Annotated in this window: 21 protein-coding genes; 11 read left to right on the top strand and 10 right to left on the bottom strand. The window is 72.3% G+C overall.

Annotated elements, in window-relative coordinates; all coding sequences use genetic code 11:
• The gene (locus Q9S36_RS35945) at window positions 1-354 is read right to left on the bottom strand and encodes a holo-ACP synthase (protein WP_311289583.1); all 354 of its coding nucleotides are present in this window, start codon (window positions 352-354) and stop codon (window positions 1-3) included.
• A gap of 22 nt (window positions 355-376) precedes the next feature.
• Entirely contained in the window at window positions 377-2,221 is a 1,845-nt protein-coding gene (gene glmS, locus Q9S36_RS35940) for a glutamine--fructose-6-phosphate transaminase (isomerizing) (RefSeq protein WP_311289582.1), read from the bottom strand.
• Between the two features lie 65 nt (window positions 2,222-2,286).
• Here glmS and coaA point away from each other — a divergent pair, with 65 nt between their 5' ends.
• The gene (gene coaA / locus Q9S36_RS35935; RefSeq protein ID WP_311289581.1) at window positions 2,287-3,291 is read left to right on the top strand and encodes a type I pantothenate kinase; all 1,005 of its coding nucleotides are present in this window, start codon (window positions 2,287-2,289) and stop codon (window positions 3,289-3,291) included.
• A 2-nt stretch (window positions 3,292-3,293) separates the two neighbouring features.
• On the opposite strand, the gene Q9S36_RS35930 is transcribed toward coaA, so the two are convergent.
• A complete protein-coding gene (locus tag Q9S36_RS35930; protein ID WP_311289580.1) occupies window positions 3,294-4,427 on the bottom strand; it encodes a calcium-binding protein in 1,134 nt (377 codons plus the stop codon).
• Between the two features lie 143 nt (window positions 4,428-4,570).
• The gene (locus Q9S36_RS35925) at window positions 4,571-5,155 is read right to left on the bottom strand and encodes an NAD(P)H-binding protein (protein ID WP_311289579.1); all 585 of its coding nucleotides are present in this window, start codon (window positions 5,153-5,155) and stop codon (window positions 4,571-4,573) included.
• A 96-nt stretch (window positions 5,156-5,251) separates the two neighbouring features.
• Here Q9S36_RS35925 and Q9S36_RS35920 point away from each other — a divergent pair, with 96 nt between their 5' ends.
• On the top strand, window positions 5,252-5,620 hold the full coding sequence (locus Q9S36_RS35920) for a helix-turn-helix domain-containing protein (protein WP_311289591.1): 369 nt from the start codon (window positions 5,252-5,254) through the stop codon (window positions 5,618-5,620).
• Here Q9S36_RS35920 and Q9S36_RS35915 read toward each other — a convergent pair whose 3' ends face one another.
• The 4 genes from Q9S36_RS35915 to rplM form a co-directional block, all read right to left on the bottom strand.
• On the bottom strand, window positions 5,621-6,649 hold the full coding sequence (locus Q9S36_RS35915) for a hypothetical protein (protein WP_311289578.1): 1,029 nt from the start codon (window positions 6,647-6,649) through the stop codon (window positions 5,621-5,623). It lies immediately after the preceding gene.
• An 11-nt stretch (window positions 6,650-6,660) separates the two neighbouring features.
• A complete protein-coding gene (glmM, locus tag Q9S36_RS35910) occupies window positions 6,661-8,007 on the bottom strand; it encodes a phosphoglucosamine mutase (RefSeq protein WP_311289577.1) in 1,347 nt (448 codons plus the stop codon).
• Between the two features lie 141 nt (window positions 8,008-8,148).
• Window positions 8,149-8,649: a 30S ribosomal protein S9 gene (gene rpsI / locus Q9S36_RS35905; RefSeq protein ID WP_311289576.1), complete on the bottom strand. Its 501-nt coding sequence runs from the start codon at window positions 8,647-8,649 to the stop codon at window positions 8,149-8,151.
• Window positions 8,650-8,666: 17 nt separating this feature from the next.
• Window positions 8,667-9,110, bottom strand: a complete 444-nt coding sequence (rplM, locus tag Q9S36_RS35900) for a 50S ribosomal protein L13 (protein WP_135838891.1) — start codon at window positions 9,108-9,110, stop codon at window positions 8,667-8,669.
• Window positions 9,111-9,335: 225 nt separating this feature from the next.
• Between rplM and Q9S36_RS35895 the strand changes: the two genes are divergently transcribed.
• From Q9S36_RS35895 to Q9S36_RS35885, 3 genes are all read left to right on the top strand, one after another.
• Entirely contained in the window at window positions 9,336-10,661 is a 1,326-nt protein-coding gene (locus tag Q9S36_RS35895; RefSeq protein ID WP_311289575.1) for an FAD-binding oxidoreductase, read from the top strand.
• 110 nt (window positions 10,662-10,771) lie between these two features.
• On the top strand, window positions 10,772-12,076 hold the full coding sequence (locus tag Q9S36_RS35890) for a citrate synthase (RefSeq protein ID WP_311289574.1): 1,305 nt from the start codon (window positions 10,772-10,774) through the stop codon (window positions 12,074-12,076).
• A gap of 308 nt (window positions 12,077-12,384) precedes the next feature.
• Window positions 12,385-13,641 carry a DUF222 domain-containing protein gene (locus tag Q9S36_RS35885; RefSeq protein ID WP_311289573.1) on the top strand — a complete coding sequence of 419 codons (1,257 nt, stop codon included), beginning with the start codon at window positions 12,385-12,387 and terminating at the stop codon, window positions 13,639-13,641.
• Window positions 13,642-13,680: 39 nt separating this feature from the next.
• Here the strand turns inward: Q9S36_RS35885 and Q9S36_RS35880 are convergent, their stop codons facing one another.
• Entirely contained in the window at window positions 13,681-14,208 is a 528-nt protein-coding gene (locus tag Q9S36_RS35880) for a GNAT family N-acetyltransferase (RefSeq protein ID WP_311289572.1), read from the bottom strand.
• Window positions 14,209-14,337: 129 nt separating this feature from the next.
• On the opposite strand from Q9S36_RS35880, the gene Q9S36_RS35875 reads away from it, so the two are divergent.
• Window positions 14,338-14,679 (top strand): hypothetical protein, encoded by a 342-nt coding sequence (locus tag Q9S36_RS35875; RefSeq protein ID WP_311289571.1) that lies wholly within the window; start codon window positions 14,338-14,340, stop codon window positions 14,677-14,679.
• Between the two features lie 65 nt (window positions 14,680-14,744).
• Here the strand turns inward: Q9S36_RS35875 and pulA are convergent, their stop codons facing one another.
• A complete protein-coding gene (gene pulA, locus Q9S36_RS35870) occupies window positions 14,745-20,462 on the bottom strand; it encodes a pullulanase-type alpha-1,6-glucosidase (protein WP_311289570.1) in 5,718 nt (1,905 codons plus the stop codon).
• A 177-nt stretch (window positions 20,463-20,639) separates the two neighbouring features.
• On the opposite strand from pulA, the gene Q9S36_RS35865 reads away from it, so the two are divergent.
• From Q9S36_RS35865 to Q9S36_RS35845, 5 genes are all read left to right on the top strand, one after another.
• Complete coding sequence (locus tag Q9S36_RS35865; protein WP_311289569.1) at window positions 20,640-22,943, top strand: helix-turn-helix domain-containing protein; 2,304 nt, start codon at window positions 20,640-20,642, stop codon at window positions 22,941-22,943.
• A 146-nt stretch (window positions 22,944-23,089) separates the two neighbouring features.
• The gene (locus tag Q9S36_RS35860) at window positions 23,090-23,788 is read left to right on the top strand and encodes a hypothetical protein (RefSeq protein WP_311289568.1); all 699 of its coding nucleotides are present in this window, start codon (window positions 23,090-23,092) and stop codon (window positions 23,786-23,788) included.
• Window positions 23,789-24,313: a SigE family RNA polymerase sigma factor gene (locus Q9S36_RS35855; protein WP_311289567.1), complete on the top strand. Its 525-nt coding sequence runs from the start codon at window positions 23,789-23,791 to the stop codon at window positions 24,311-24,313.
• Between the two features lie 13 nt (window positions 24,314-24,326).
• Window positions 24,327-24,848, top strand: a complete 522-nt coding sequence (locus Q9S36_RS35850; protein WP_311289566.1) for a GNAT family N-acetyltransferase — start codon at window positions 24,327-24,329, stop codon at window positions 24,846-24,848.
• Between the two features lie 98 nt (window positions 24,849-24,946).
• A complete protein-coding gene (locus Q9S36_RS35845; protein WP_311289565.1) occupies window positions 24,947-26,197 on the top strand; it encodes a trypsin-like peptidase domain-containing protein in 1,251 nt (416 codons plus the stop codon).
• Window positions 26,198-26,221 lie beyond the last annotated feature (24 nt).

The raw sequence follows: 26,221 nt of genomic DNA, 5'->3' as shown, positions 1-26,221 counted from the left end.
TCAGCCCTCCAGCACGACGACGGCGGAGGCGATCCCCGCGTCGTGCGAGAGCGAGACGTGCACGTGCGCCACGCCCAGTGCCTCGGCGCGCGCGGCGACGGTGCCCCGGATCTCGAAGCGCGGACGGCCCGTCTCCTCGGAGACGATCTCGGCGTCGTGCCAGCCCATCCCGGTCGGGGCGCCGAGCGCCTTCGCCATCGCCTCCTTGGCCGCGAACCGGGCGGCGAGCGACGCCGGCGGCCGGGTCGCCTCGGACGCGGTGAACAGCCGCGCGCGCAGCGACGGCGTGCGCTCGAGGGACTGCACGAAGCGGTCGATGTCGACCACGTCGATGCCGACGCCGATGACCGGCATGTGCCGCTCCTCTCCGGACGCGCTACTCGACGGTGACGGACTTGGCGAGGTTGCGGGGCTGGTCCACGTCGTGGCCGAGCTGTGAGGCCAGCTCGCACGCGAAGAGCTGCAACGGGACCACCGCGACCAGCGGCTGGAGCAGCACCGGGACCTGGGGCAGCGTGAACAGCACGTCGGCGTAGGGCTCGATCGTGGTGTCGCCCTCCTCGGCCAGGCAGAGGGTGCGGGCGCCGCGGGCGCGCACCTCCTGGATGCCGCTGAGCATCTTGTCGTGGAGCTGGTCGCGGCCGCGGGGCGGCACGACGCACAGGATCGGCAGGCCCTCCTCGACCAGCGCGATGGGGCCGTGCTTGAGCTCGCCGGCGGCGAAGCCCTCGGCGTGGAGGTAGGCGATCTCCTTGAGCTTGAGCGCGCCCTCGAGGGCGACGGGGTAGCCGGCGTGGCGGCCGAGGAAGAGGACCGAGCGGCTGTCGACGTGGTCGCGGGCCAGCGCGTAGACCTCCTCGGCCTTGCCGAGGACCCTCTCGACGTGGCCGGGCATCTGGTCGAGCTGGTCCATCACCTCGCCGATCTCGTCGCCGTAGCGGGTGCCCTTGACCTGCGCGAGGTAGAGCGCCAGCAGGTAGCAGGCGACCAGCTGGGTGAGGAACCCCTTCGTCGAGGCGACCCCGATCTCCGGGCCGGCGTGGGTGTAGATGACGCCGTCGGACTCGCGGGGGATGGTCGAGCCGTTGGTGTTGCAGATCGCCAGCACCTTGGACCGCTGCACGCGGGCGTGGCGGATGGCCTGAAGGGTGTCGGCGGTCTCGCCGGACTGGCTGATCGCGACGACGAGGGTCGAGGACGTGAGGATCGGGTCGCGGTAGCGGAACTCGCTGGCGAGCTCGACCTCGACCGGGATGCGGCACCAGTGCTCGATGGCGTACTTGGCCACCATGCCGGCGTAGAACGACGTGCCGGCCGCGATGATGATGATCTTGTCGATGTCGCGGAGGTCCTGGTCGGACAGGCGCATCTCGTCGAGCTGGAGCAGGCCCTCGGGGCTGCGGCGGCCGAGGAGCGAGTCGGCCACGGCGCGCGGCTGCTCGAAGATCTCCTTGCGCATGAACCAGTCGTGGCCGTCCTTCTCGGCGGCCGACAGGTCCCAGTCGACGTGGTAGCGGGTGCCCTCTGCCGGCGTGCCGTCGAAGCCGGAGACGCTGACGCCCTCGCGGGTGATGGTGACGACCTGGTCCTGGCCGAGCTCCATGGCCTCGCGGGTGTGCTCGATGAAGGCGGCGACGTCGGAGCCGAGGAAGTTCTCACCCTCGCCGATCCCCACCACGAGCGGGCTGTTGCGGCGGGCCGCGACCACGCGGTCCGGGTCCTGGGCGTCGACGGCGACGAGCGTGAAGGCGCCCTCGAGGCCGCGGCACACGGTCTGCATCGCGACGGTGAGGTCGGCGCCCGCCTCGAGCTGCTCCTCGAGCAGGTGGGCCGCGACCTCGGTGTCGGTGTCGGAGGCCATCTCCACGCCCTGCGACTCCAGCCGGGAGCGCAGCTCGGCGAAGTTCTCGATGATGCCGTTGTGCACCAGCGCGACCCGGCGGGCCCGGCCCACGTGCGGGTGGGCGTTGCGGTCGGTCGGCGCGCCGTGGGTGGCCCAGCGGGTGTGCCCGATGCCGGTCGTCACGGGGGGCAGCGGCGCGTCGGCGATCGCCTTCTCGAGGTTGGCCAGCTTGCCGGCGCGCTTGTCGCTGACGATCGTGCCGTCGTCGACGAGGGCGATGCCGGCGGAGTCGTAGCCGCGGTACTCGAGCCGTCGCAGGCCTTCGATCACCACGCCTTCGGCAGGCTTGGCACCGACGTATCCCACGATTCCGCACATGGCCGCGAAGTCTATCGGCAGGCCGCTGCACGGCCGCATCGCGCCGCGGTGCCACAATCGCACCCATGTCCGAGGTCCCCTCGCCCGTCCAGGGCAGCTCCCCGGGCGGCCCCTCGAACGGCTCGGCGAGGTTCGAGGCCTCCCCCTACGTCGAGCTCGAGCGGGCCGCGTGGGCCAAGCTCGCGGGGACCGCGGAGACCGTCCTGACCCCCGACGAGATCGCCCGGCTGCGCGGCCTCGGCGACGCGCTCGACCTGCGCGAGATCGAGCAGGTCTACCTCCCGCTCTCGCGCCTGCTCAGCCTGTACGTCGCCGCGAACTCGCGACTGCACCGCGAGCAGGAGGAGTTCCTGCACCGGGTCACTCCGCCGCGCACGCCGTTCGTGATCGGCCTCGCCGGGTCGGTGGCCGTGGGCAAGTCCACCACCGCCCGCGTGCTCCAGCAGATGCTGGCGCACTGGCCCGAGCACCCCAACGTCGCGCTGGTCACGACCGACGGCTTCCTGCTGCCCAACGCCGAGCTCGAGCGTCGCGGGATCCTCCACCGCAAGGGGTTCCCGGAGTCCTACGACCGCAAGGCGCTGCTGAAGTTCGTCATCGACATCAAGTCCGGACGCGACGAGGTCGAGGCACCGATCTACTCCCACCTCGTCTACGACGTCCTGCCGGACGAGAAGGTGGTCGTCAAGCGGCCCGACATCGTCATCATCGAGGGCCTCAACGTGCTGCAGCCGGCGCGGATGCGCGACGACGGGCGCACCGGCCTGGCCGTCAGCGACTTCTTCGACTTCTCCGTCTACGTCGACGCCGCCCTCACCGACATCAAGCGCTGGTACGTCGACCGCTTCCTGCGGCTGCGGGAGACGGCCTTCCGCGACCCGGCGTCGTACTTCCGCAAGTACGCCGCGCTGTCGCACGACGAGGCGGTCGACCAGGCCACCCGGATCTGGGACTCCATCAACGAGCCCAACCTCGTGCAGAACGTCGCCCCCACCCGCTCGCGCGCCAACCTCGTGCTCCGCAAGGACGCCGACCACTCGGTGAGGTACGTCCGCCTCCGCAAGCTCTGAGCTCAGCCGGCGACGCCGCCGACCGGACCGTAGGGCCACCCGGCGGGCAGGTACGCGATGGACTGCACTGTCTCGCAGGAGTCCCAGACGACGTCGCGGGGATCCCGGGGCCCGATGTAGAGCACCTGGTCGGCGAGCCCGGCGTTCGCCCGCTGGGCGTCGGTGTCCATGTCGTCGCAGCGGATGACGTCGGGTTGCCCGTCGTCGAAGAGGTAGACGACGTCGTTGCCCTCCTCGGGCCAGACCTTGTCCGCGCCCTCGCCGAGGAGGAGGACGTCGTCGCCCTCGTCGCCCTTGACGACGTCGTCGCCGGTGCCGTCGACCAGGAGGTCGTTGCCGCTGCCGCCCGAGAGCTGGTCGTTGCCGGTGCCGGCGTCGAGCACGTCGTCGCCGTCGTGGCCGGAGACGAAGTCGTTGCCGTCCTCGCCATGGACCTGGTCGTTGCCGGGGCCACCGAAGAGCCCGCCCGGTCCGTGCTTGCCACCGGGTCCGACCGTGCCGGAGTGGTCGGGGAGGTTGTCGTCGCCGGGGCCGCCGAAGATGACGTCGTCGCCCTCGGAGCCGTTGATCGTGTCGCGGCCGTCCTCGCCGTGGACGACGTCGTCGTCCCAGTAGGCGTCGACGACGTCGTCACCGGCCCCGCCCCAGACCTGGTCGGCACCCTGGTGCCCGCTGATGGTGTCGTTGCCGTCGTCGCCGTGGACGACGTCGTCGCCCGTTCCGGCGTTGAGGGTGTCGTCGCCTGCCTCGCCCTGGAGGGTGTCGTGGCCCTCGTGGCCGTCGAGCAGGTCGCGGCCGGGGCCGCCCCGCAGGAGGTCGTTGCCCTGCTCGCCCCGCAGCGCGTCGTCGCCGCCGTCGCCGTGGAGGGCGTCGTGGTCGGCGTTGCCCGCGAGGCGGTCGTCGCCGCCCCTGCCCTTGATGGTGTCGTTGCCGGACCACCCGCTGATGCGGTTGGCGCGGCCGTTTCCGACGAGCAGGTCGGAGGACTTCGTCGCCTTCTCGGCCTTCTTCGCCCTGGTCTTCTCGGTGACGACGCCCGCACCGGGCGCGGCGGCGTCCAGGGATGCAGCTGCCGTGGAGGGCAGCGTGATCGCGAGGCAGGCGAGCAGGGAGGCAGGGCCGAGGAGGTGCGTCATCGCTGAGGTCTTCCGGGGGCGTCGGTGCTGGACTGGATGGGCCGTACGGGCGGCTCGCCGCCCGTACGGTCCACTCCTCCTGTCGGCACCGGCCGGCGGAATGTGAGGGGTCCACAGCCCCCTTGTCCGGACGCCCCGGCTGCTCAGACGCTGGCGACGGTGAAGCGCTGGCGGCGGTGCTGCGGCTCCTCGATCTCGTCGACCAGGGCAGCGGCGTAGTCCTCGGCGGAGACGAAGTCGCCGGCCGGGGTGTCGAGCGCGGTGGCGTAGCTGCCGGTGCGCTCGCCCGGTGCGATGACCGGCGACGGGCTCACGAAGGTCCAGTCGACGGCGTCGGGCGCGGCGCGGAACAGCTCGAGGGCGGCGGCACCGGAGGAGGCCTCTGCCTTGTACTCCTCCGGGAACCCCTCGGAGTCGAGCAGCCGGGTGCCGTCGGGGGTCAGCAGCGAGCCGGCACCGCCGACGAAGAGGACCCGCGCGTCACCGGCGTTCTGGATGAGGGTGCTGACCGAGGCGAGCCAGGGCTCGTGCGACTCGCCGGTGCGGCTCGGGCCGGTGGCGGAGACGATGACGTCGTGGGAGGCGGCGGCCTCGTGCACCGTGGCGGCGTCGGCCATGTCGGCGCCCGTCGAGCGGCTCAGCGCGGTGACCTCGTGGCCGCGGGCCTCGGCCTCGCCGGCGATGCGTGAGCCGACCATGCCGGTGGCGCCGAACACTGCGATCTTCATGGGGAGTCCTTCGTGAGAGGTGGTCTGCTGTCAGCGCTGGACAGTAACCACTGGTAACTGATGACTTCAACGTGATATGAGTACCTCGTGGTAACCATGGACCGCGGCGACGCCTTCGACCCCGACTGCCCGACCCGGGTCGTGCTCGACCGCATCGGCGACAAGTGGACGGTGCTCGTCATCGGCGCGCTGGAGGACGGACCGCTGCGCTTCACCGAGGTGCGCGCCCGCATCGGCGGGGTCGCACCGAAGGTGCTCACGCAGACGCTGCGCGCGATGGAGCGCGACGGCCTGCTCACCCGCACGGTCCACGCCCAGGTGCCCCCGCGCGTGGACTACGAGCTGACCGCCCTCGGCGCCTCCCTGACCGCGCCGATCGCGATGCTCACGGACTGGGCCGAGACCCACCTGACCCAGATCCTCGCCTCCCGCGAGGGCTACGACGCCGCACTCGACGCCCGCTGATCACAGCTTCTTCTGCAGCTCCAGCAGCGTCTCGATGGTCCGGTAGCCGAGCGCCTCGTTCACTGCGTTCATGTGGGTGTTCACCTCGGCGTTGGAGGTGTCGACGGTGACCAGCTCCGGGTACGTCGCCACCGCCAGGTCGTGGGTGGCGACCTTCAACGCGAGCCCCAGCCGGCGGCCGCGGTGGACCGGGTCGACGAGCGTGATCCCGACTTGCCCGTACGCCGGGTCGCTGTCGTCGACGCGCACGTCGGACACGCCGGCCACGGTGCCGTCGGGAGCGAGGGCCATGGCCGTCTGCACGTGCCGGCCGATCGCCACCTGCCGCTGCTCGGCGTCGCGGATCCGCTCCGGGCTCCACTCCGAGTCCTCGAGGTCGAGCTCGCCGAGCGGCACCTCGGACATCAGCATCCCGAGCAGCCGGCCGAAGGACTCGAGGTGCTCCTCGGGGCAGACGGTGTCGAAGGTGATGACGCGGTAGCCGTCGGGCACCGGGGCCGCCGCGGCGAGCGCGTCGCGGCGGGCGCGGTAGTCGCTGAGCGTCAGCTCCTTGATCGACTCGCGGCTGGCGACGTCGTACTCCAGGGCCCTGGCGAACGCCTCGGGGACGCCGGAGCCCCCCGGTGGGAGGTAGGCCTCGCTCTGCACGGTCGTGCGCCCGTCGCCGGCGGCGACGACCTCGAGCTCCCCCACCAGGCGCCGGCCGATCCCCTCGCGCACGCGGTCGGGGCGCGTGTAGGCGAACGCCATGGCGGAGTGGAGGTTGTCGCGCAGGGTGCGCGTGAGCAGGCCGGCGCCGACCATCTCGCGACCGTCGATGGCGCCGATCAGGGTGATGCCGCGCTCGGGGTTCTCGGCGGGCAGGGCGACCCGGCTCTGCTCCCACACCGGCCACGGCTTGCCGGGGCGGTACGACGTCGCGGCGTGCCCTACCTCCCACCAGGCGCGCAGCGCCGCCTCGTTGCGTGGGTTGATCTGCTCGATGTCGACCACGCCGCGACCGTAGCGGCGCACGCCGCCCGGGCGCATGCGGTTATCCGTCAGAGCGCCAGCTGGGACTTCACGACGTCGGCGAGTCGCGACGCGACGCCCTGCGCCTCGTCCTGGGTCGGCGCCTCGACCATCACGCGCACGATCGGCTCGGTGCCCGAGGGGCGCAGCAGGATCCGTCCGCGGTCGCCGAGGACGGCCTCCTCCTCCGCGACCGCTGCCGCGAGGACGGCGTCCTCGTCGGCGCGCGACTTGTCCACGCCGGAGACGTTGACGAGGACCTGCGGCAGGCGGGTCATGACGGCCGCGAGCTCGGCGAGCGACTTGCCGGTCGTGGCCATCCGCTCCATCACGTGCAGGGTGGTCAGGATGCCGTCGCCCGTGGTCGCGTGGTCGCTGAGGATGACGTGCCCGGACTGCTCGCCGCCGAGGTTGTAGCCGGAGACCTTCATGGCCTCGAGGACGTAGCGGTCACCGACCTTGGTCTGGCGCACACCGACGTCGTGGGCCCGCATCGCCTGCACGAAGCCGAGGTTGCTCATCACCGTCGCCACGACCGTGTCCTTGGCCAGGCGGCCCTGCTCGAGCAGCGACAGCGAGAGGATCGCCAGGATCTGGTCGCCGTCGACGACGTTGCCGTCGGCGTCGACCGCCAGGCACCTGTCGGCGTCGCCGTCGAGGGCGAAGCCGGCGTGGGCACCGTGCTCCTTCACCGCCGCCTGCAGCGACTCCAGGTGGGTCGACCCACAGTTGTCGTTGATGTTGAGCCCGTCGGGGTCGGCGTGGATCGCGATCACCGTCGCACCGGCGTCCTCCAGGGCGCGGGGGCCTGCCGCGTGGGCCGCACCCTCGGCGCAGTCGAGCACGACCTTGAGCCCCACGAGCGGGTGGGTGATCGTGCTCTCGAGGTGGGCGGCGTACTCCTCCACGGCGGAGTCGTAGACCTGCACCCGGCCAACGTCGCCCCCGGTCGGGCGCTCCCACGGCTCGCCCATCCGCTGCTCGATCGCGATCTCGATCGCGTCGTCGAGCTTGTGGCCGCCACGGGCCAGGAACTTGATGCCGTTGTCGGGCATGGGGTTGTGCGAGGCGGAGAGCATCACGCCGAGGTCGGCGCCGAGCCGCTCAGTCATGTAGGCCACGCCGGGGGTCGGCAGCACCCCGAGCAGGAGCACGTCGACGCCCGCCGAGGCGAGCCCCGCCACGACCGCCGCCTCGAGGAACTGGCCCGAGATGCGCGTGTCGCGGCCCACCACGGCCAGCGGGCGGTGCCCCTCGAACTCGCCTCGGTCGGCGAGCACGTGCGCAGCGCACACCGAGAGGTCGAGGGCCAGCTCGGCCGTGAGGCTGGCGTTCGCCAGGCCGCGGACGCCGTCGGTGCCGAAGAGTCGCGTCATGACCTCGGAGCCTAAGGGGCGCGCGGGGTCCCCGCAGAACCGAGGAAGGGGCGAGGTGCCCCACATGCCCGCACGTGCCCCCACATGCGACGAGGCCCGCACCGTCGGACGACGGTGCGGGCCTCGTGGGGCAGTGCTGGATCAGCGCTTGCTGAACTGCGAGGCCTTGCGGGCCTTCTTGAGTCCAGCCTTCTTGCGCTCCACGACGCGGGCGTCGCGGGTGAGCAGGCCGGCCTTCTTGAGCGCCGGGCGGTTGGCCTCGACGTCGACGGCGTTGAGCGCGCGGGCCACGCCGAGGCGCAGGGCGCCGGCCTGGCCGGCGATGCCGCCGCCGTGGATGCGGGCGATGACGTCGAAGCGGCCCTCGAGCTGCAGCTCCACGAACGGCTCGTTCGCGATCTGCTGGTGCAGCTTGTTGGGGAAGTAGTTGTCGAGCGTGCGGCCGTTGATGGTCCACTCGCCGGTGCCCGGGACGATGCGGACGCGGGCGACGGCCTCCTTGCGGCGGCCGGTCGCGCCGGCGGGCGCGATGGTGGCCGGGCGGGCGGGGGTGTCGGCCGAGGCGTCGCTCTCGGACGTGTAGGCAACGCCGTCGGCGTCGGTCTCGAAGGTCTCCTCGACCTCGGTGGTGTTCTCAGTCATGTATGAGTCCTCAGTCGTCACTGGGAGATCTGGGAGATCTCGAACGGGGTGGCCTTCTGGGCCGCGTGCGGGTGGTCGGGGCCGGCGTAGACCTTGAGCTTCTTCAGCATCTGGCGACCGAGCTTGTTCTTCGGGAGCATGCCCCACACGGCCTTCTCGATGGCCTTGCGGGCGTCCTTCTCGAGGAGCTCACCGAACGGGGTGGCCGAGAGGCCGCCCGGGTAGCCGGAGTGGCGGTAGGCCATCTTGGTGGTCTTCTTGGTCCCCGACAGCGACACCTTGGAGGCGTTCACGATGATGACGAAGTCGCCCATGTCCATGTGAGGGGCGAAGGTCGGCTTGTGCTTGCCGCGGAGGAGGTTGGCGGTCTGGACGGCGAGGCGGCCCAGGACCACGTCGGTGGCGTCGATGACGAGCCACTCACGCTGGATGTCAGCGGGCTTGGGGCTGTACGTGCGCACGGCGATGTCCCGTTCTCGTTCGTTGGGTCCGTCCCTCGGACGAGGGGCGGGTGGTGGTGCTGCGACGACTGACGAACACGGCCCGGATCGCTCCCCCGCTCAGGAGGGATGACGTCCGGATCTGCACCCGCCCCCGGAGAGGACGGACGCGGCAGGAGTCGCGACCAGCAAGGTTACGGCGCGCCGAGCGCGGGGGTCAAAACGGCGCGGGACCACAATGGGCGCGTGCGCAACGGCGGGGTGTCCTTCTGGTGGCAGCAGGTCGGGCTGCCCTCCCCCACCGACCGGCTCGATGGTGGCACGTCCTGCGACGTGGCGATCGTCGGGGGCGGCCTCACCGGGCTGTGGGCGGCGTACCACCTGCACGCGGCCGACCCCTCGCTCGACATCCGCGTGCTCGAGGCCGAGTTCGCCGGGTTCGGGGCGTCGGGGCGCAACGGCGGCTGGCTGTCCAGCGAGCTCGCCGGCAGCCCGCGCGCGTATGCCGCCGTGGCGGGCGAGGACGGGGTCGCGCGGCTGCGCGCCGCGCTCCGGGCGACGGTCGACGAGGTCATCGGCACCGCCGCGCGCGAGGGCATCGACGCCGACATCGTGCGCAGCGGGGTGCTGACGGTCGCCCGCTCGCCGGCACAGGCCCAGCGGCTCGACGGTGAGCTGGACGCCGACCAGGTGGCGGCGCGGATCCGGGTCGCCGGTGCGGTGTCGGGCCACCTCGACCCCGACTGCGCGCGGGTGCAGCCGGCCAGGCTGGTCAGCGGCGTCGCCCGGGTGGTGCGCGAGCGCGGCGTCCGCATCCACGAGGGCACCCGCGTGCTCCGCGTCGAGCCCGGCGCCGCGGTCACCGAGCGCGGCATCGTGCACGCCCCCGTCGTGCTGCGCTGCCTGGAGGGGTTCACCGCCGGGCTCGCCGGCCACCGCCGCGACTGGCTGCCGATGAACTCGGCGATCGTGGTCACCGAGCCGCTGACCGATGCGCAGTGGCGCGAGGTCGGCTGGGACGGCTGCGAGCTGCTCGGCGACGAGGCGCACGCCTACTGCTACGCCCAGCGCACCGCCGACGGCCGGATCGCCCTCGGCGGCCGCGGCGTCCCCTACCGCTTCGGCTCGCGCACCGACGCCGACGGCCGCACGCAGGACTGGACCGTGGAGTCGCTCCGCGCGACGCTCACCTCCCTGTTCCCCTCGCTGCGCGGCATCGCGCTCGACCACGCCTGGTGCGGCGTCCTGGGTGTGCCCCGCGACTGGAGCGCGAGCGTGTCCTTCGACCCGGCGACCGGCCTGGGCCACGCGGGGGGCTACGTCGGCTCCGGGCTCACCGCGACCCACCTCGCCGGGCGCACGCTCCGCGACCTGGTGCTGCGGCGCGACACCGACCTGACCGCGCTGCCGTGGACCGGCCACGGCGTACGACGCTGGGAGCCCGAGCCGCTGCGTTGGGCGGGCGTCCACGCCCTCTACCGCCTCTACCGGGCCGCCGACCGGCGCGAGGACGCGGGCCTGCCGCGCACCAGTCGGGTGGCGCGGCTGGCCGACCGGGTGGCGGGCCGCTGAATCCGTGGTGGCGGTCCCGTGGGTGGACACCTGATTCGCGGTCGCGAGGAAGGCCGGACTAAGTTGAGGGGACCCCACAGACGTACAAAGACGTATGAACAGGAGCCGACGTGACCGACGTTGCGGCCAAGGATTCCCTGACTGTCACCGACAACCGGACCGGTCAGACGTACGACATCGCGATCACCGACAACACGATCGCCGCCAAGGACCTGGGGCAGATCCGCCTCACCGACGACGAGCCCGGCCTGGCCACCTATGACCCCGGCTTCGTCAACACCGCCTCGTGCCGTTCGGCGGTGACCTACATCGACGGCGACAAGGGCATCCTCGAGTACCGCGGGTACCCGATCGAGCAGCTCGCCGAGAAGTCGAACTTCCTCGAGGTCGCCTACCTCCTCATCCACGGTGAGCTGCCCACCAAGGAGCAGTACGACGCCTGGGTGCACGAGATCACCTACCACACGTTCGTGCACGAGAACGTCAAGAACTTCATGCACGGCTTCCGCTACGACGCCCACCCGATGGGCATGCTGATGGCCTCCGTCGGCGCGCTGTCGACGTTCTACCCCGACGCCCGCAACATCAGCGACGCGGACAACCGCCACATGCAGATCGTCCGCATGATCGCCAAGATGCCGACGCTCGGCGCCTGGTCGTTCCGGCACGCGCAGGGCAAGCCCTACGTCTATCCCGACAACGACCTCGGCTACACCGCCAACTTCCTCTCGATGCTCTTCAAGATGAGCGAGCAGAAGTTCGAGGCCGACGAGCGCCTCGTCAAGGCCCTCGACGTGCTCTTCATCCTGCACGCCGACCACGAGCAGAACTGCTCGACCAACGCGGTCCGCTCGGTCGGCTCCTCGCAGGTCGACCCCTACTCGGCGGTCGCGGCCGGCGTCGGCGCCCTCTACGGCCCGCTGCACGGTGGTGCCAACGAGGCGGTGCTGCGGATGCTGCGCCGCATCGGCGACAAGAGCAACATCCCCGCCTTCATCGACGGCGTGAAGGACGGCAACGAGCGGCTGATGGGCTTCGGCCACCGCGTCTACAAGAACTACGACCCGCGCGCGAAGATCATCAAGAAGTCGGCCGAGGACGTCTTCGAGGTCACCGGCACCAACCCGCTCCTCGACATCGCCCTCGAGCTGGAGAAGATCGCACTGGAGGACGAGTACTTCGTCAAGCGCAAGCTCTACCCCAACGTCGACTTCTACTCCGGCCTGATCTACGAGGCCTTCCAGTTCCCGCCGGAGATGTTCACCGTGCTGTTCGCCATCGGCCGTACGCCGGGGTGGCTGGCGCAGTGGGCCGAGCTGGTGCAGGACAAGGACCAGAAGATCGCCCGCCCGAAGCAGATCTACACCGGCGACCGGGAGCTCACCTTCACCCCGGCCTCGGAGCGCTGGAGCTGACCCGCCTGTCGTACGTCGAACGCCCCCGGCATCGCCCGGGGGCGTTCGTGCGTCCCGACCTTGACGAAACCGGCACAAGAACTTGATCGAACATGTGTTCGATCAACTCAGCCTCCACGGGTAGAATGACAGCACGTTCCAACGATCACCGGGCCACCAGGACAAGTCACCAGTGCGCCATCCCGAGTCAGCGGAGCGAGTTGCGAGGGTGACGTAATAGTCCGGCGAGCCGGGCCTCCAGGAGCGACGACCGTAGACCCCACGCGTGCTGGCGCGTGCGGTGACCCGTCGTCGAAGGGAGGCCAGCCGTGAGTCACCCGGTCGTTGCTGCTGTCTCCGAGATCCGGACCCTCCTCAAGGGCCTCGCGGGCGTGAACCCGACCTTCATGTCGACCGACGACAAGGCGACCGCGCTGTGCGAGCTGGTGCGCGCCGAGGGGCAGCTGGCGGAGCTTCGGTTGCGAGTGCTGGCCGACGCGGGCGCCCTGGCCGACGCGACCGGGGCGAAGGACGCCGCGGCGTGGCTGGCGCACCAGACACGTACGCGGTTCAGCGCCGCGCACGCCGACCTCGCTCTGGCATCAGCTCTGGACCGTGAGCGCCCGATCCTGGCGGCAGGGATGCGCGACGGCACGGTCACGCTCGACCAGGCCCAGGTGATCCGTCGTGCCCTCGACGCGCTGCCGGCTCGAGTCGACTCCGCCACGGTCGCGCTGGCCGAGGCCCACCTCGTGGCCCGAGCCGACGACTTCGGACCCAAGGAGCTCGGCCGGCTCGGCCGACGGATCCTCGACGTCGTGGCACCCGAGATCGCCGAGGCCGCGGAGGCCGACCGCCTCGCCGACCTCGAGGCCGATGCCGCCCGCAAGACCCGCCTCACGCTGCGGCGTCAGGGCGACGGCACCACCCGCATCTCCGGGGTCGTGCCCGACGCGGTGGCGACCGGGCTCGCGACCTACCTCGAAGCGTTCACCAACCCGCGGGCGCAGCACGAGGAGCCCACCACCGATCCACTCACGCGCCTGCCCTATCCGAGACGTCTCGGGGACGCGTTCGGCCAGTTCCTCGAGGCCGCCGACCCGTCGCGGCTCCCGGTCCACGGTGGCGATGCGACGACCGTCGTCATCACGATCCCCCTTGCGTCGCTGAAGGCCGAGCTCGCGACTGCGGGCCTGATCGGCGCCGGTCTCGTGCCGGGTGACGACCTCACCGGCGACCGGATCACCGCCAGCGAAGCCCGGCGCCTGGCGTGCACCGCGAAGATCCTTCCCGTCGTCCTCGACGGCACCTCACTGCCCATCGACCTCGGACGTGCCAAGCGCCTCTTCAGCCCGGCGCAACGCAAGGCGCTCCTGATCCGAGACCGGACCTGTCGCGCCGAGGGCTGCGACACCCCCGGCACCTGGTGCGACGCCCACCACCTCGACCCTTGGTCTGCCGGCGGCCCGACGGACCTCACCAACGCCGTGCTGCTGTGCAGCCACCATCACCACCGGGTCCACGACACCGGCTACCACACCGACCGCCTCCCCAACGGCGACCTCAGGTTCCACCGACGCAGATAGGCCGCCGCCGAGATGCGTCCGCTCATGCCTGAGCGCGCCTTACTCAATCGGCGCAGTGACCGCGGATCTGCGCCCCATGATCACGGTGTCGTCGCCGATCCCTGGACCCAGGACGTGCCACCCCTCGGACGCGTAGAGCCGCCTTGCCGGATCGTCGGCGTCAGCCGTCGTCATGAGAAGCCAGCGGTCGTGCGGGAGGTCTTCTAGGAGCACGCGCATGAGAGATCGACCGACAGCCCTACGCCGGGCCGAGGCCAGTACGCCGATGCTGACCAGCTCGAAGTGCCCTCCGAGCCACGTGCCAGCAACTTCAGGACCCAGAACTTTCTGGGCGTTGTCGGTCCACCACTGACCACGGTGACCGGTGTAGCCGTAGACGAAGCCGATGAGGGCTTCGCCCTCGTAGGCGCGGACGAGACGAAAGCCGTCCCGCACGCTGTGCCTGTCCCACACAGCCTGACGCCAGGTGTCGCAGTCGGAGTAGTCGCCAAACACCGACTCATAAACGGGCCACACCTCCGCGGTGTCGTGAGCGGCGACCTCTTGGGTCAACAGGAACCGGACCATGACGTTCTTCTACCGCAGGGTCGCTTCCAGTTCACAGCACGGCGTCCGGATCTGCCGCTGAAGTGCGCGGATCTGCCGAGATCCGCGCAGGCGGACGTATGTTCTGCGCCGGTCGTGCACGATGGCTACGTGGAACACCACGTCGACCTAGACGAACTGGCACGCCGCCTGGAAGGTGTCATGCCTGAGTGGCGCAAGCGTGCTCGCGTCGGGCCACTCACTTGGCGAGACGAGCGGGCTTCCTGGCCGCAGCCCATCACGCCGGACCGGAGCGCCGTTCAGATTCCTGAGTCTCTTGGACTCCGTATCGACTACGGCGACGACGAGATCGAGGTCTGCGTTTGGACCGGAGGCTGGGCTGACGTGGTGTGGGTTGCCGACGGAGAAGGCGACAGCCTCTGCCCCGAGTTTCGAGATGTCGATGGCGCGTACGCGGCCGTCGTCCGAACGGTTGAGGACCTGCTGATGTAGGACATGAGCAACGCACTCATCTGCCGCTGATGGTGTGCCACCACCACGGCCGGCTGGACGGATCCTCAGCGCTCGAAGACCGCGGTCGTCCGACCCGGCACCGTCACCGCGTCGGCGGCGACCGTGCTGCCCTTGACCACCGCGTCGGTGCCCGAGGCCTGCACGTCGTGCAGCCGCCAGCCGGCACCCGTGCCACCGACCGTCTGGGCGTCTGGGCTGGCGTTGAACACCACCAGGATCCCGTCGCGGCCGGGGTCGGCGTCGTCGCCGACGGTGTCGTCGATGAGCATCGCGACCACGCCCGGCTCGGCGTCGAGGAACGACACCTTGTCCTGGATGTCGTCCAGCGAGCCGAGCCGGAACAGCCGCGACGACATCCGGATCCGCAGCAGGTCCTGCGCGCGGGCGTGGGCCGCGTCCATCGCCTCCGGTCCAGGGTCGAGCGCCGGGTCCGCGAGCAGCGGGCGCATGTAGGGCCACTTCGCCTCGTTGTCCGCGCGCAGCGGCAGGCCGGAGCCGAAGGTGTTCTCCCGGCGCTGCCAGTCGACCCGGTTGAACCAGTCTCCGGAGTCGTAGGAGTTGCGGTCCAGGCTCTTCGAGCGGAGCAGGTCGGTGCCGGCGTGCCAGAACACCACGCCCTGGGAGAGGGCGACCGTCGAGAGCGAGACGGTGCTCATCCGGACGCGGTCGGCCATCGTCGTACCCTGCGGCAGCTTGAAGGCGAGCGAGTCGAAGAGCGTCTCGTTGTCGTGGGCGTCGACGTAGGTGACGGTCTCCGAGGGATCAGCGGCGTACCCGGCGGGCTGGCCGTTGTAGTCCACCTCGGAGCCGACGACCTCCGCGCCGCTGGAGTCGCGGAACGAGAAGTCGGCCAGGTTGCCGGCCAGGCCGAGCTTGACCAGGTCCTGCGCGTGCATCAGGTCGGCCAGCTGCTCCTCGGCGGTCCCGTTGACCGCGGCACCGTTGGGGTCGGTGAAGAGCCCGGAGCCGAAGCCCTGCACCCGCGGGTCCTCGTCGAAGGGTCCGCCACCTCGTACGGCGTCGCGCAGCCGGTCGCTGAACGAGCCGATGCCCGTCCCGGCGAGGTTGCGCTGGGTCGCCTGCACGAAGCGCGCGTCGTCGGCGACCTCGCCGAAGTTCCAGCCCTCGCCGTAGAGGTAGACGCCCTTCCCGTCCACGCCGTCGCGCGCCACGGTGAGCCGGTCGAGGGCCGCGCGCAGCCGGGTCATGTTCTCCAGCGAGTGGTGGCCCATCAGGTCGAAGCGGAAGCCGTTGACCTTGTACTCGCGCGCCCAGGTGAGCACGGAGTCGATCATCAGCTTCTCCATCATCCGGTGCTCCGAGGCGGTGTTGGAGCAGCACGTCGAGGTCTCGACCGCTCCCGCCGCGGACAGGCGGTGGTAGTAGCCGGGGACGACCTTGTCGAGCACCGACTTCTCGTCCTGGCCGGACGCGGCGGTGTGGTTGTAGACCACGTCCATCACGACCTGGAGCCCGGCGGCGTTGAGCCCCTGGACCATCCGGCGGAACTCGACGGTGCGCCGCGTGCCCTCGGGATCGGTGGCGTAGGAGCCCTCCGGCGTCGTGTAGTGCAGCGGGTCGTAGCCCCAGTTGAAGCCGTCGCGCGTGCGCACGGCCTCGACGCACGCCTGCTGCTCGGTGGAGTCCGGCGGCAGGGCCGCGAGGTCGCAGGCCGGGACCTGCTGCGCCGAGCGGCGCTCCTCGATCGTGGCGATGTCGAAGGCCGGCAGCAGGTGCACCGTGTTGAGGCCCGCGGCCGCGAGCCGTCGCAGGTGGCGCATGCCGGCAGCCTCGGGGCGGGTGAAGGCGAGGTAGGTGCCGCGCTCGGCCGCGGGGACGGTCTCGTCGCCGATGGAGAAGTCGCGCACGTGCAGCTCGTAGACGGTGCGGTCCTCCGGCTGTGCGATCGTCGGCGGCCGGGTGCGCGACCAGCCGGCCGGCGCGAGCGCCGGGTCGTCGAGGTCGACGAGCAGCGAGGCCCGGGAGTTCGCGGTCAGTGCGACCGAGTACGGGTCGGTCACCCGGTTGGTGACGACCGCGCCCGCGGACGGGGACCACACGGTCACGTCGTAGGTGTAGGCCGCGCCTCGCCACGCGGCGGGACCGCTGACGCGCCAGGTGCCGTCACGGTGCCGGGTCATCGGCACCTGGCGTCCGGCGACCCGGGCCGCGACCCGCTGGGCGGTGGGCGCCCAGACGGCCAGCGAGGGCCGGCCGCCGTGCCACGTGGCGCCGAGGTCGGCGCGGGCGGCGTCGGCGTACACGTCGTCGAGGACGCCGGGCACCTGCACCCCGGTCGCGTCGTGCAGCGCGCCGCTCCGGTCGTACGACGCCACCGCGAGCTGGCCGGTCAGCACCTCCGGCACGCGCCGGGCCGCGCGCCGGTCCAGCCGGAACGCCTCGTAGCCCTCGAGGTGCGGGAAGTCGGCGAGCACGTCGTCGGGCAGGCCCTCGGGGTCGTACGCCAGCGGGAGCGAGGACCCTCCGGTGACGGCCTCGGCGTCGACGGCGAGGTCGCCGGCGGTCGACCAGTGCAGGCGGTAGCGGCGTGACTCCGGGTCGGGGACGTCCCACGCGACGAGGTCGCGGCGCAGCCACTGCGCCTTGGCCTTGGTGAGGTCGGGCGAGGCCCCGGCCGCCCGCGTGGCGATCTGGAGCCGGTGCGTGGTCACGTCGTAAGTGAAGAGCACCTCGACCCCTCCTGCGGGGACGCTGAACGGGATGTTGGCACCGTCGGGTGCGCCGTCCTGCCCGTAGTTCTCCGCCCACGAGAGCCCGTGGGCGACCTTGGTCTCGTAGCTGCCCGGCGGCAGGGTCGCGGCGAAGGTGTAGGTGCCGTCGCCGTCGAGGTCCTTCAGCCAGCTGCGCATGCAGTCGGGGGACCAGTCGGCCGGGCAGCCGAGCTCGGACTGGAAGCTGCCGGCCAGCGTGGCGATGGGGCCGTTGGCGTCGGTGGTGATCCAGTGCGAGGCGTGGTCGTAGTAGAAGGTCACGTCGCGTGCGGCCCCGAGCGTCAGCGCGATGTTGCCGCCACCGCGCGCTCCGCCCGCGCCGTAGTTCTCGTCCCAGCTGTTCTCGAGGGCCGCCTTGTACTCGTAGCCGCCGGCCGGGAGCGCGACGGTCTTCTTCCAGACCAGGTCGTCGGCGTCGAGCGACATCTGTGCCTCGGCACAGTCGGGCTGCCAGTCGCCCGGGCAGCCGATCTCGCTGTTGTGGCTGCCGGGCATGGACACCGCGCCGGGCTGGGTGACCGGTCCGCCGCCTCCGCCGCCGCCGGGAGTCGGCTCGGCCTCCGGGTCGCCGACGGTGGCGTACGACGACGCGACCGACAGGTTGCCGCTGCTGTCGCGCAGCGCGGCGCGGTACTCCAGCAGCGTGCCCTTGGGCATCGCGCTGACGTCGTGGAACACGCGGTAGGGCGCGTTGTCGTCGGTGCCCAGCGCCGTCCACTGTGTCGCCCCGGCGGGCCGCCAGGCGACCGTCACCTGGTTGAAGCCGCCGTCCGGCACGCCGACCGTGATCGGCGAGCGGCCGCCCACGGTCCCGCCCGCCGACGGCTTCTCGAGGTGGATCGCCGGCGCGGTGCCCTGACCGGGGATGCGACGGTCGGCGCGCCAGACCACCGCCGACAGCGGCGGCACGGTGATCGTGGTGCGCGCCTCCTCGTCGGTGCGCAGCACGGCCCGTCCGGCCGGCCAGACCCGGGTGAAGCCGCCGCGCGGCACCTCGGTCGCGACGGTCACGGTCCTGGCCGTCGTGGCGTTGTTGAGCGCGACGAGGAACTCGCGCCGCTCCCCTGCGTCGATGCGGCTGAACGCGTAGACGCCCGCGCTGTTGGACGCGTAGCGGTGCAGCTGGGCGCCGTCGGCGAGGGCGGGGTACGTCCGGCGCAGCCGCGCCAGGTCGCGGATGGTGCGGTAGAGCGGGTGCCCGGTGTCGTAGTTCGCCCCGGCGGTCGTGGCGTCGGTGCCGATGAGGTCGTTGTCGTTGTAGGTGGCGACGCGGCTCGCGAACATGTCCTCACGCGCGTCCTGGTCGCCGCCGTCGCCGACGAAGCCCTGCTCGTCGCCGTAGTAGACGACCGGCTGCCCGCGGGTGAGGTACATCAGCGTGTGCGCGAGCCGGTCGCGCTCGAGCACGGAGTCGGTGCCGCGCAGGAACGTGCCGATCCGGCCCATGTCGTGGTTGCCCAGGAAGGTCGGGGACGCGTAGGCGTTGGAGTCGGCGTCGGTGTACCAGTCGTCGCCGGCGAAGAAGTCGCGCAGCCGCGTCGTCGCCCCGCCCTTGGCGAAGCCCGTGCCGGCCTCCTGGAAGCCGAAGTCGAGCGTCGCGTCGAGCCGGCCCGCGGTGCTGAACGTGGACAGGTACGCCGGGTTGGCGTCGTACACCTCACCGAAGGCGAAGAAGTCGCGGTTGCCGATCGAGGTGGCGTGGTCACGGATCGCCGGCGCGAACTCCTGCCAGAACTCCAGGTTGACGTGCTTGACGGTGTCGATGCGGAAGCCGTCGATGCCGAAGTCCACCCACGTCCGGTAGATGTCGGTCATCTTGTCGACCACGTCGGGCCGCTCGGTGAACAGGTCGTCGAGGCCGGAGAAGTCGCCGTAGGTGGAGGACTCACCGGCGAAGGTCGAGTCGCCGCGGTTGTGGTACATCGTCGGGTCGTTGAGCCACGCCGGCACCTTGACCGTGCGGTCGGCCTCGCTGCGGAAGACCGGCGTGTAGGGGAAGGACGCGGCGGCGTCGAGCTGTGGGAACGTCTCGCCGCCGGCGTAGCGGCGGTCGTCGAACGGCTGGCCGGACGCGTCGCGGAACGGCTCGGCCTCCTTGCTGATGTAGGTGTGCGGCTCTCCCGGCTGGACCTCGGCGTAGTCGATGACGTCGGCGGTGTGGTTGGTGATGATGTCGAAGAAGACCTTGATCCCGCGGCCGTGGGCCTTGTCGATGAACGCCTTCAGCTCGGCGTTGGTGCCGAAGTGCGGGTCGATGCGGGTGAAGTCGGTGACCCAGTAGCCGTGGTAGCCGGCGCTCGCCTGGTCGCCGGTGCCCTGGACGGGACGGTTCTGGAAGCTGGGGGTGAGCCAGATGGCGGTGGTACCGAGCCCGGCGATGTAGTCCAGCCGGTCGGACAGGCCGCGGATGTCACCGCCGTGGAAGAAGCCCTTGTGGGTCGGGTCGAGCCCGGTGGTCATCCGGTCGCCCGCGAGCCCGCCGGCGTCGTTGGCCGGATCGCCGTTGGCGAACCGGTCGGCCATCACGAAGTAGAAGTTCTCGCGGGTGAGCGGTCCGCGCAGCGACGTCGTGGCCAGGCGGCGGTCCGCGGCCGTCGGGCGCGGTGACGGCTGGTCGGCGGGAGCGACGGCGACCCGGTGGGTGGTGTCGTCGTAGGCGAACCGGAGCCGGGCGGGCTGCTGCAGGACGAGCGGGATGTTGGCCCCGCCGGCCGTGCCGCCGGCGCCGTAGTTCTCGTCCCAGGAGCCGTTGACGGTGACCTTGAGCTCGTAGGACCCGGCCGGCACCTCGGCGATGAGCGCCCAGCTCCCGTCGTCCTGCCGAACGAGCGAGGACTGGGCGCAGTCGGGCGTCCAGTCCGCCGCGCAGCCGAGCTCGCTCTGGAGGCTGCCGACCACGGTCACGGTCGCCGGCGGGGCGTCGCGGTGGTCGGCGCGGGCGGGCGCCAGCGGAGCGAGCCCCGCGAGGAGCGTGGCCAGCCCCGTGAGGCCGAGGATGGTACGACGAGGGCGGCGAGGGGTGCGGCGCACGGGGACTCCCGAGATGTGGACCGAGGAATGTGGCGTCGCTCACAGTAGGTTGCTGCTGAGAGGTCTTGCAATGGCTGCAAGATCTTTCAGCCCGGCTCCCGCGTGCGCCGCCTCCGTTCTTGCAGACCGTGGTGCCCACGGCTCACTACACTCCGGGCCGGGAGCACGGGAGGTGTGGTGGGGACCAACGCAGCGAGCACGCTCGCCTCGCTGCTGCGCGCCCTTCGAGAGGGTGCCGGGCTCTCCCAGGAGGAGCTCGCCGAGCGGGCCGGCCTGAGCCCGCACGCGATCAGCGCCCTCGAGCGCGGGACCCGCACCCGCCCCTACCCCCACACGCTGCGCTCGCTGGCGACCGCGCTCGACCTCACCGAGGACCAGCGCGCCCGGTTGCTGGCCGCCGTGCCGACGCGCTCCGGGCGGGCCACCGACTCCGCCCCGGCCCGGCGCCCGCGCGACCTTCCGGCGCCTGCCACTGCGCTCATCGGCCGCGACGAGGACGTCGTACGGGTCAGGGACCTGCTGCGGGCCCACCGGCTCGTCACGCTCGTGGGCCCGGGCGGGGTGGGCAAGACCCGGCTCGCCCTGGCCGCCGCCCAGGCCCTCGCCGACACCTACGCCGACGGGGTGCGCCTGGTCGAGCTGGCCCCGCTGCACGACGCCGGTCAGGTGCTGAGCGCCGTCGCCGACGCCGTGGACGCCACCCCCGCCCCCGGTGCCCCGCTCGCCGACGAGCTGGCAGCACACCTGCGAGGACGACACCTGCTCCTGGTGCTCGACAACGCCGAGCACCTCCTCGACGCGGCGCCCGACGTCGCGGCCGTCCTGGAGGCGGCCCCCGACCTGACCGTCCTGGTCACCAGCCGGGCACCGCTGCGGGTCCGGGGCGAGGCGGAGCTAGCCGTCGAGCCGCTCGCCCTGCCCACCCCCGACCAGCCCGACTCACCGGCCGTACGGCTGCTGCTCGACCGGGCGGAGTCCGTCCACCCCGGCTGGGGGTCCCGGCCCGGGGACGCGGCGGCCGTCGAGGCGATCTGCACGCGCCTGGCCGGCCTCCCCCTGGCGCTCGAGCTCGCCGCTGCGCGCGCCCGGCTCCTGGAGCCGTCCGCCCTCCTCGACCGGCTCGACGGCGCCCTCCAGTCCGGCCCGCGCGACCTGCCGGCGCGGCAGCGCACGATGCGCGCGACGCTCGACTGGAGCCACGGGCTGCTGGACCCCGACGAGCAGGCGCTGCTCCGGCTCCTCGGCGTGTTCGTCGGGGGCACCACCCTCGAGGACCTCGAGGGCGTGGCCGCGCGCTTCCTCGCCGACGGGCGACCCGTGGTGGAGCTCCTCGAGTCCCTCGTCGCCCACTCCCTCGTCGTCGCCGGCGACGGCCGCTTCCGGATGCTCGAGCCGGTCTCGCAGTACGCCCGCTCGCTCCTGGAGGAGGAGGCGGAGTGGGACCGGGCCGCCGCCGCGCACGCCGCCCACTTCCTCGAGCTCGCCGAGGAGGTGTCCCCGCGCTACCTCGACGGCGGGCAGGTCGCCGCGCTCGCGCGGGCCGACGCCGACCACGCCAACCTCACCGCGGCCGTCGAGCGCTCGCTGGCCGCGGGCGACGTCGAGTCCGCGGCGCGGGTGACGTGGGCGCTCTGGCTGTACTGGTGGCTGCGGGGCCACCTCGCACACGGTCGCCGGCTGTCCGAGGACGTCCTCGCCCGCGGCCTGCCGGACGGCCCGGTGCACGCCCGCGCGGCGCTCGCCGCCGCGACCATGGCCTTCGCGATGGACGACCTGCCCGCGGCACGGGCGTGGTGGGAGCGCGCCACGGAGCACGCGGACGGCGACCCGGTGATCCTCGCCAACTCCGTGGCCGGCACCGGGCTCTACGCCCTGGCCCGGGGAGACCTGGCGGCTGCCGAGGCGCACTTCACCCGGGCGGTCGGGCACGCCGACGAGGGCGGTCCCGCCGCCGAGTGGACGTGGGCCCTGTCGCACGTGTGGCTCGGGACGGTCGCGCTCCTGGGCGGCGAGCCCGCAGCCGCGGTGCCGCTCGTCGAGGCGGGGCTCGGCTCGGCGCACCGCCGTGGCGACCGCCTCACGTCCTACATCGCGCTCTACAACCTCTTCCAGGTCGAGCTGGTCCGTGGCGACCACGCGGCCGCGCACCGCCACCTGGACGAGGGCGTACGGCTCTCGCTGGAGACCGGCGACCAGGCCAACCTGGCCTACCTCCTCGACGCCAGCGCCGTGCTGGCGGCCGCGGCCGGGCAGCACGCCCGGGTGCCGCTGGTGCTGGGCGCGGCGCAGGCGATCCGGGAGTCGCTCGGCTCGCACGGCTACGGCTACTACCGGCCCGACCCGGCGACCATCGCCGCCGCGGCCGCCGCCGCACGCGGCCACCTCGGCGACGACCGGTACGACGACGCGCTCGACACCGGCCGCGGGCTCAGCCCGCGCGAGGCCGCCGCGATGGTCAGCGGACCGCTCGGCGGCAGCTGAGCCCGGCCGCCTGCGTCCGCGACGTCCACCCGCACACCACCCGCACACTCGCTGCTGTGCGTGGTGGGGCGGGCAGCACCGGCCCGAGTCTGGTCGGGCGGCACACCGGTGCCGCCACGTCAGCCGGAACGTCACCTGGAGCCGCCATGAGCGCCACGCTCGACCCTGTCAGCCCGTCCACCCACGACCCGTCCGACCCGCCAGCACCCCGCCCCGGCAGGGGCTGGGTCCTCGCCGGCGTCGGGGCCGGCCTCGCCGGAATCGCCTCCATCGTCGGCAGCTCGATGAGCGGGGCCGTCTACGACGAGGACAACTACGGAGACCCGCAGAAGGTCGCCGACGCCATGTCGGAGCTGGTCCCCCAGCTCCTCGTCTTCCACACCGCCACGATGGTCTCCTGCGCGCTCCTGGTGGTGTTCGCCGCCGGACTGCACCGCCAGCTGCGTCGCCGCACCGGCACCGAGAGCCTGCTGCCCGGAGTCGCCGCCGGCGGGCTGGGCCTCGTCGCCGTCGCCCAGCTGATGGGAGCCGGGCTGACCACCGAGTTCGCGTTCGCCTTCCAGGCACCCGACGGCGCGATCGCTCCCGAGTCGGTGACGTTCTTCGGCCACTGGATCGGCACCGTGCCGTGGCTGTGGGGCGGGGCCGGGCTCACGGCCCTCGCCCTGGCCGCGGCGTCGCTGCGGCGCGGCGCCTACCCGCGCTGGATCGGCTGGACCAGCGTCGTCCTCGGCGGGCTCACCGCGTTCTTCCTCGTCAGCCCGGCGCAGTACATGGCCGGCATGACGGGCCCGGTCTGGCTGACCGTCGTGGCCCTCGGGCTGCTCCGGACCAGCGAGGCCTGAGTGTCCGAGCACCTGCGGGTCGTCGCCGCCACGGACGACGGGTCCAGCTTCGCGTCGTACGTCGCCGCGCGCCGGCCCGCGCTGCTCCGCTGGGCGCGGATGGTGGCCGGCGACCCGCACACCGCCGAGGACCTCCTGCAGGCCTCGCTGGTGCGGGTGCTCCCCCACTGGGAGGCGATCCGCGACCTGGCCGCGGCGGACGCCTACGTCCGCCGCACCATCACCCGGCAGCACGTCAGCTGGCAGCGCCAGCCGTGGCGGCGCGACGAGCGCCCCACCGACACCCTGCCGGAGCGGATCGGGCCCGACACCGCCGTGCCGGAGGTCGAGGACGAGCTGTGGGGCCTCGTCCTCGACCTGCCGGCCCAGCAGCGGGCCGCGGTGGCGCTCAGGTTCTACGAGGGCCTGAGCGTCGCCGAGACCGCCGTCGTGCTCGGCTGCTCGCCCGGCACCGTCAAGTCCAACACCAGTCGCGGGCTGGCCGCGCTGCGCCGCCTCGCCGGCGCACCGGCGCTGGCCGGCTGATCGAGAGGAACCCATGAACGACACCGAGCCCGCCACCGCCGCCTGGCTCCCCGCGGACTTCCGCCACCCGACCCGGGTCGAGGTCCCATTCGGCCACCACCTGCGACCGATCAGCCCCGACGACACCGACCTCGACATGGTCGCGGTGATGGGGTCCCGCGAGCGCCTGTGGAGCATCTACGGGGAGGCCTGGGGCTGGCCGCCGGCCGACATGTCGGCCGAGGCCGACCGGGCCGACCTCGCCCGCCACGCGGCGGAGATGGAGACCCACGAGTCCTTCAACTACGCCCTGTTCGACACCGACGAGACCGCCCTGCTCGGGTGCGTCTACATCGACCCGCCCGAGAAGCCGGGCGCGGACGCCGAGATCTCCTGGTGGGTCGTCGACGAGTGCGTCGGCACCGAGCTCGAGCAGGCCCTCGACGACCTGGTGCCGCGCTGGATCGCCGAGGCGTGGCCGCTCGAGCGCCCGCGGTACGTCGGACGCGACCTCACCTGGGCGCAGTGGCTGGCCCTCCCGGACCTGCCTCGATGATCCGCGCCGGCATCCCCGCACCGCGGACCGGCGAGGTCTCTGCACCTTCCCAGCGCGTTCTCAGGGCATCCACAGGGTCGCGGCGCACGCTCGGAGGCATGAGCGACCACCAGACCCCCCACCAGCCCGGAGGCCCGGCTCACCAGCCCGGCCAGGACCCCTACCAGCACGCCACCACCCAGTGGTCCGGTGGCGGGTCCGGCGGGGGTGTCGGTGCCCAGGAGCCGCCGGCGCCGCGCCGACGGCGCACGGGCCTGGCGGCGATGGTCGTCGCCACGTCGCTGCTCGTGGGTGGCGGCGCCGGGATCGGCGGGGCGGCCCTGTGGGACGCCACCCAGGACGACCCGGCAGCCACGGCGAGCACCCGGACCCCGTCCACCTCGACCGTCAGCCAGACCCAGGAGCCGGCCGCGGACGGCTCCGTGGAGTCGGTCGCCCAGAAGGTGCTGCCGAGCGTGGTCAAGATCGACGTCACCGGCTCCCAGGGCAGTGCGTCCGGGTCAGGCATCGTGCTCACCGCCGACGGCACCATCCTGACCAACAACCACGTGGTCGAGACGGTCGAGGCCGGTGGCTCGCTGAGGGTGTCCTTCGACGACGGCACCAGCGCCGACGCCGAGATCCTCGGCACCGACCCGCTCACCGACACCGCCGTCATCAAGGCCGAGGGCGTCTCGGACCTCACGCCGGCCACGATCGGCAAGTCGGCCAACCTGGGCGTCGGCGAGGCCGTGGTGGCGATCGGCTCGCCGTTCGGCCTCGACGCGACGGTCACCAGCGGCATCGTCAGCGCGCTCGACCGCCCGGTCAACGTGGGCTCGGACGACCAGGGCAACTCCACGACGTACCCCGCCATCCAGACCGACGCCGCGATCAACCCCGGCAACTCCGGCGGGCCGCTCGTGGACATGACGGGCGCCGTCATCGGCATCAACTCCTCGATCCGCACGGCCGCCTCGCAGTCGCCGTACGGCTCGGGCGAGGCCGGGTCGATCGGTCTCGGCTTCGCCATCCCGATCGACGAGGTCATGCCGATCGTCGACCAGATGGCCAAGGGCGAGACCCCGACCCACGCCCGGCTCGGCATCCAGGTCGGCGACCCCCAGACCCCCGACGAGACCGGCGCCGTCGTGCGCGAGGTGACGCCCGGGTCGACCGCAGACAAGGCCGGGCTGGCCCCGGGCGACGTGATCAGCAAGGTCGACGACCAGCGCATCTCCGACGCGAACTCGCTGGTCGCCACGATCCGGTCCTACCGCCCCGGCGACACGGTGAGCGTGACCTGGACCAGCGACGGCGAGGAGCAGACCGCCCAGCTCGTGCTGGACAGCGACGCCACGAACGGCTGACCCGTTACCGGGCAACCGACATGA

It is taken from the genome of Microbacterium sp. ARD31, from assembly GCF_031844425.1.
This window is presented reverse-complemented; position numbering and strand designations above follow the sequence as displayed.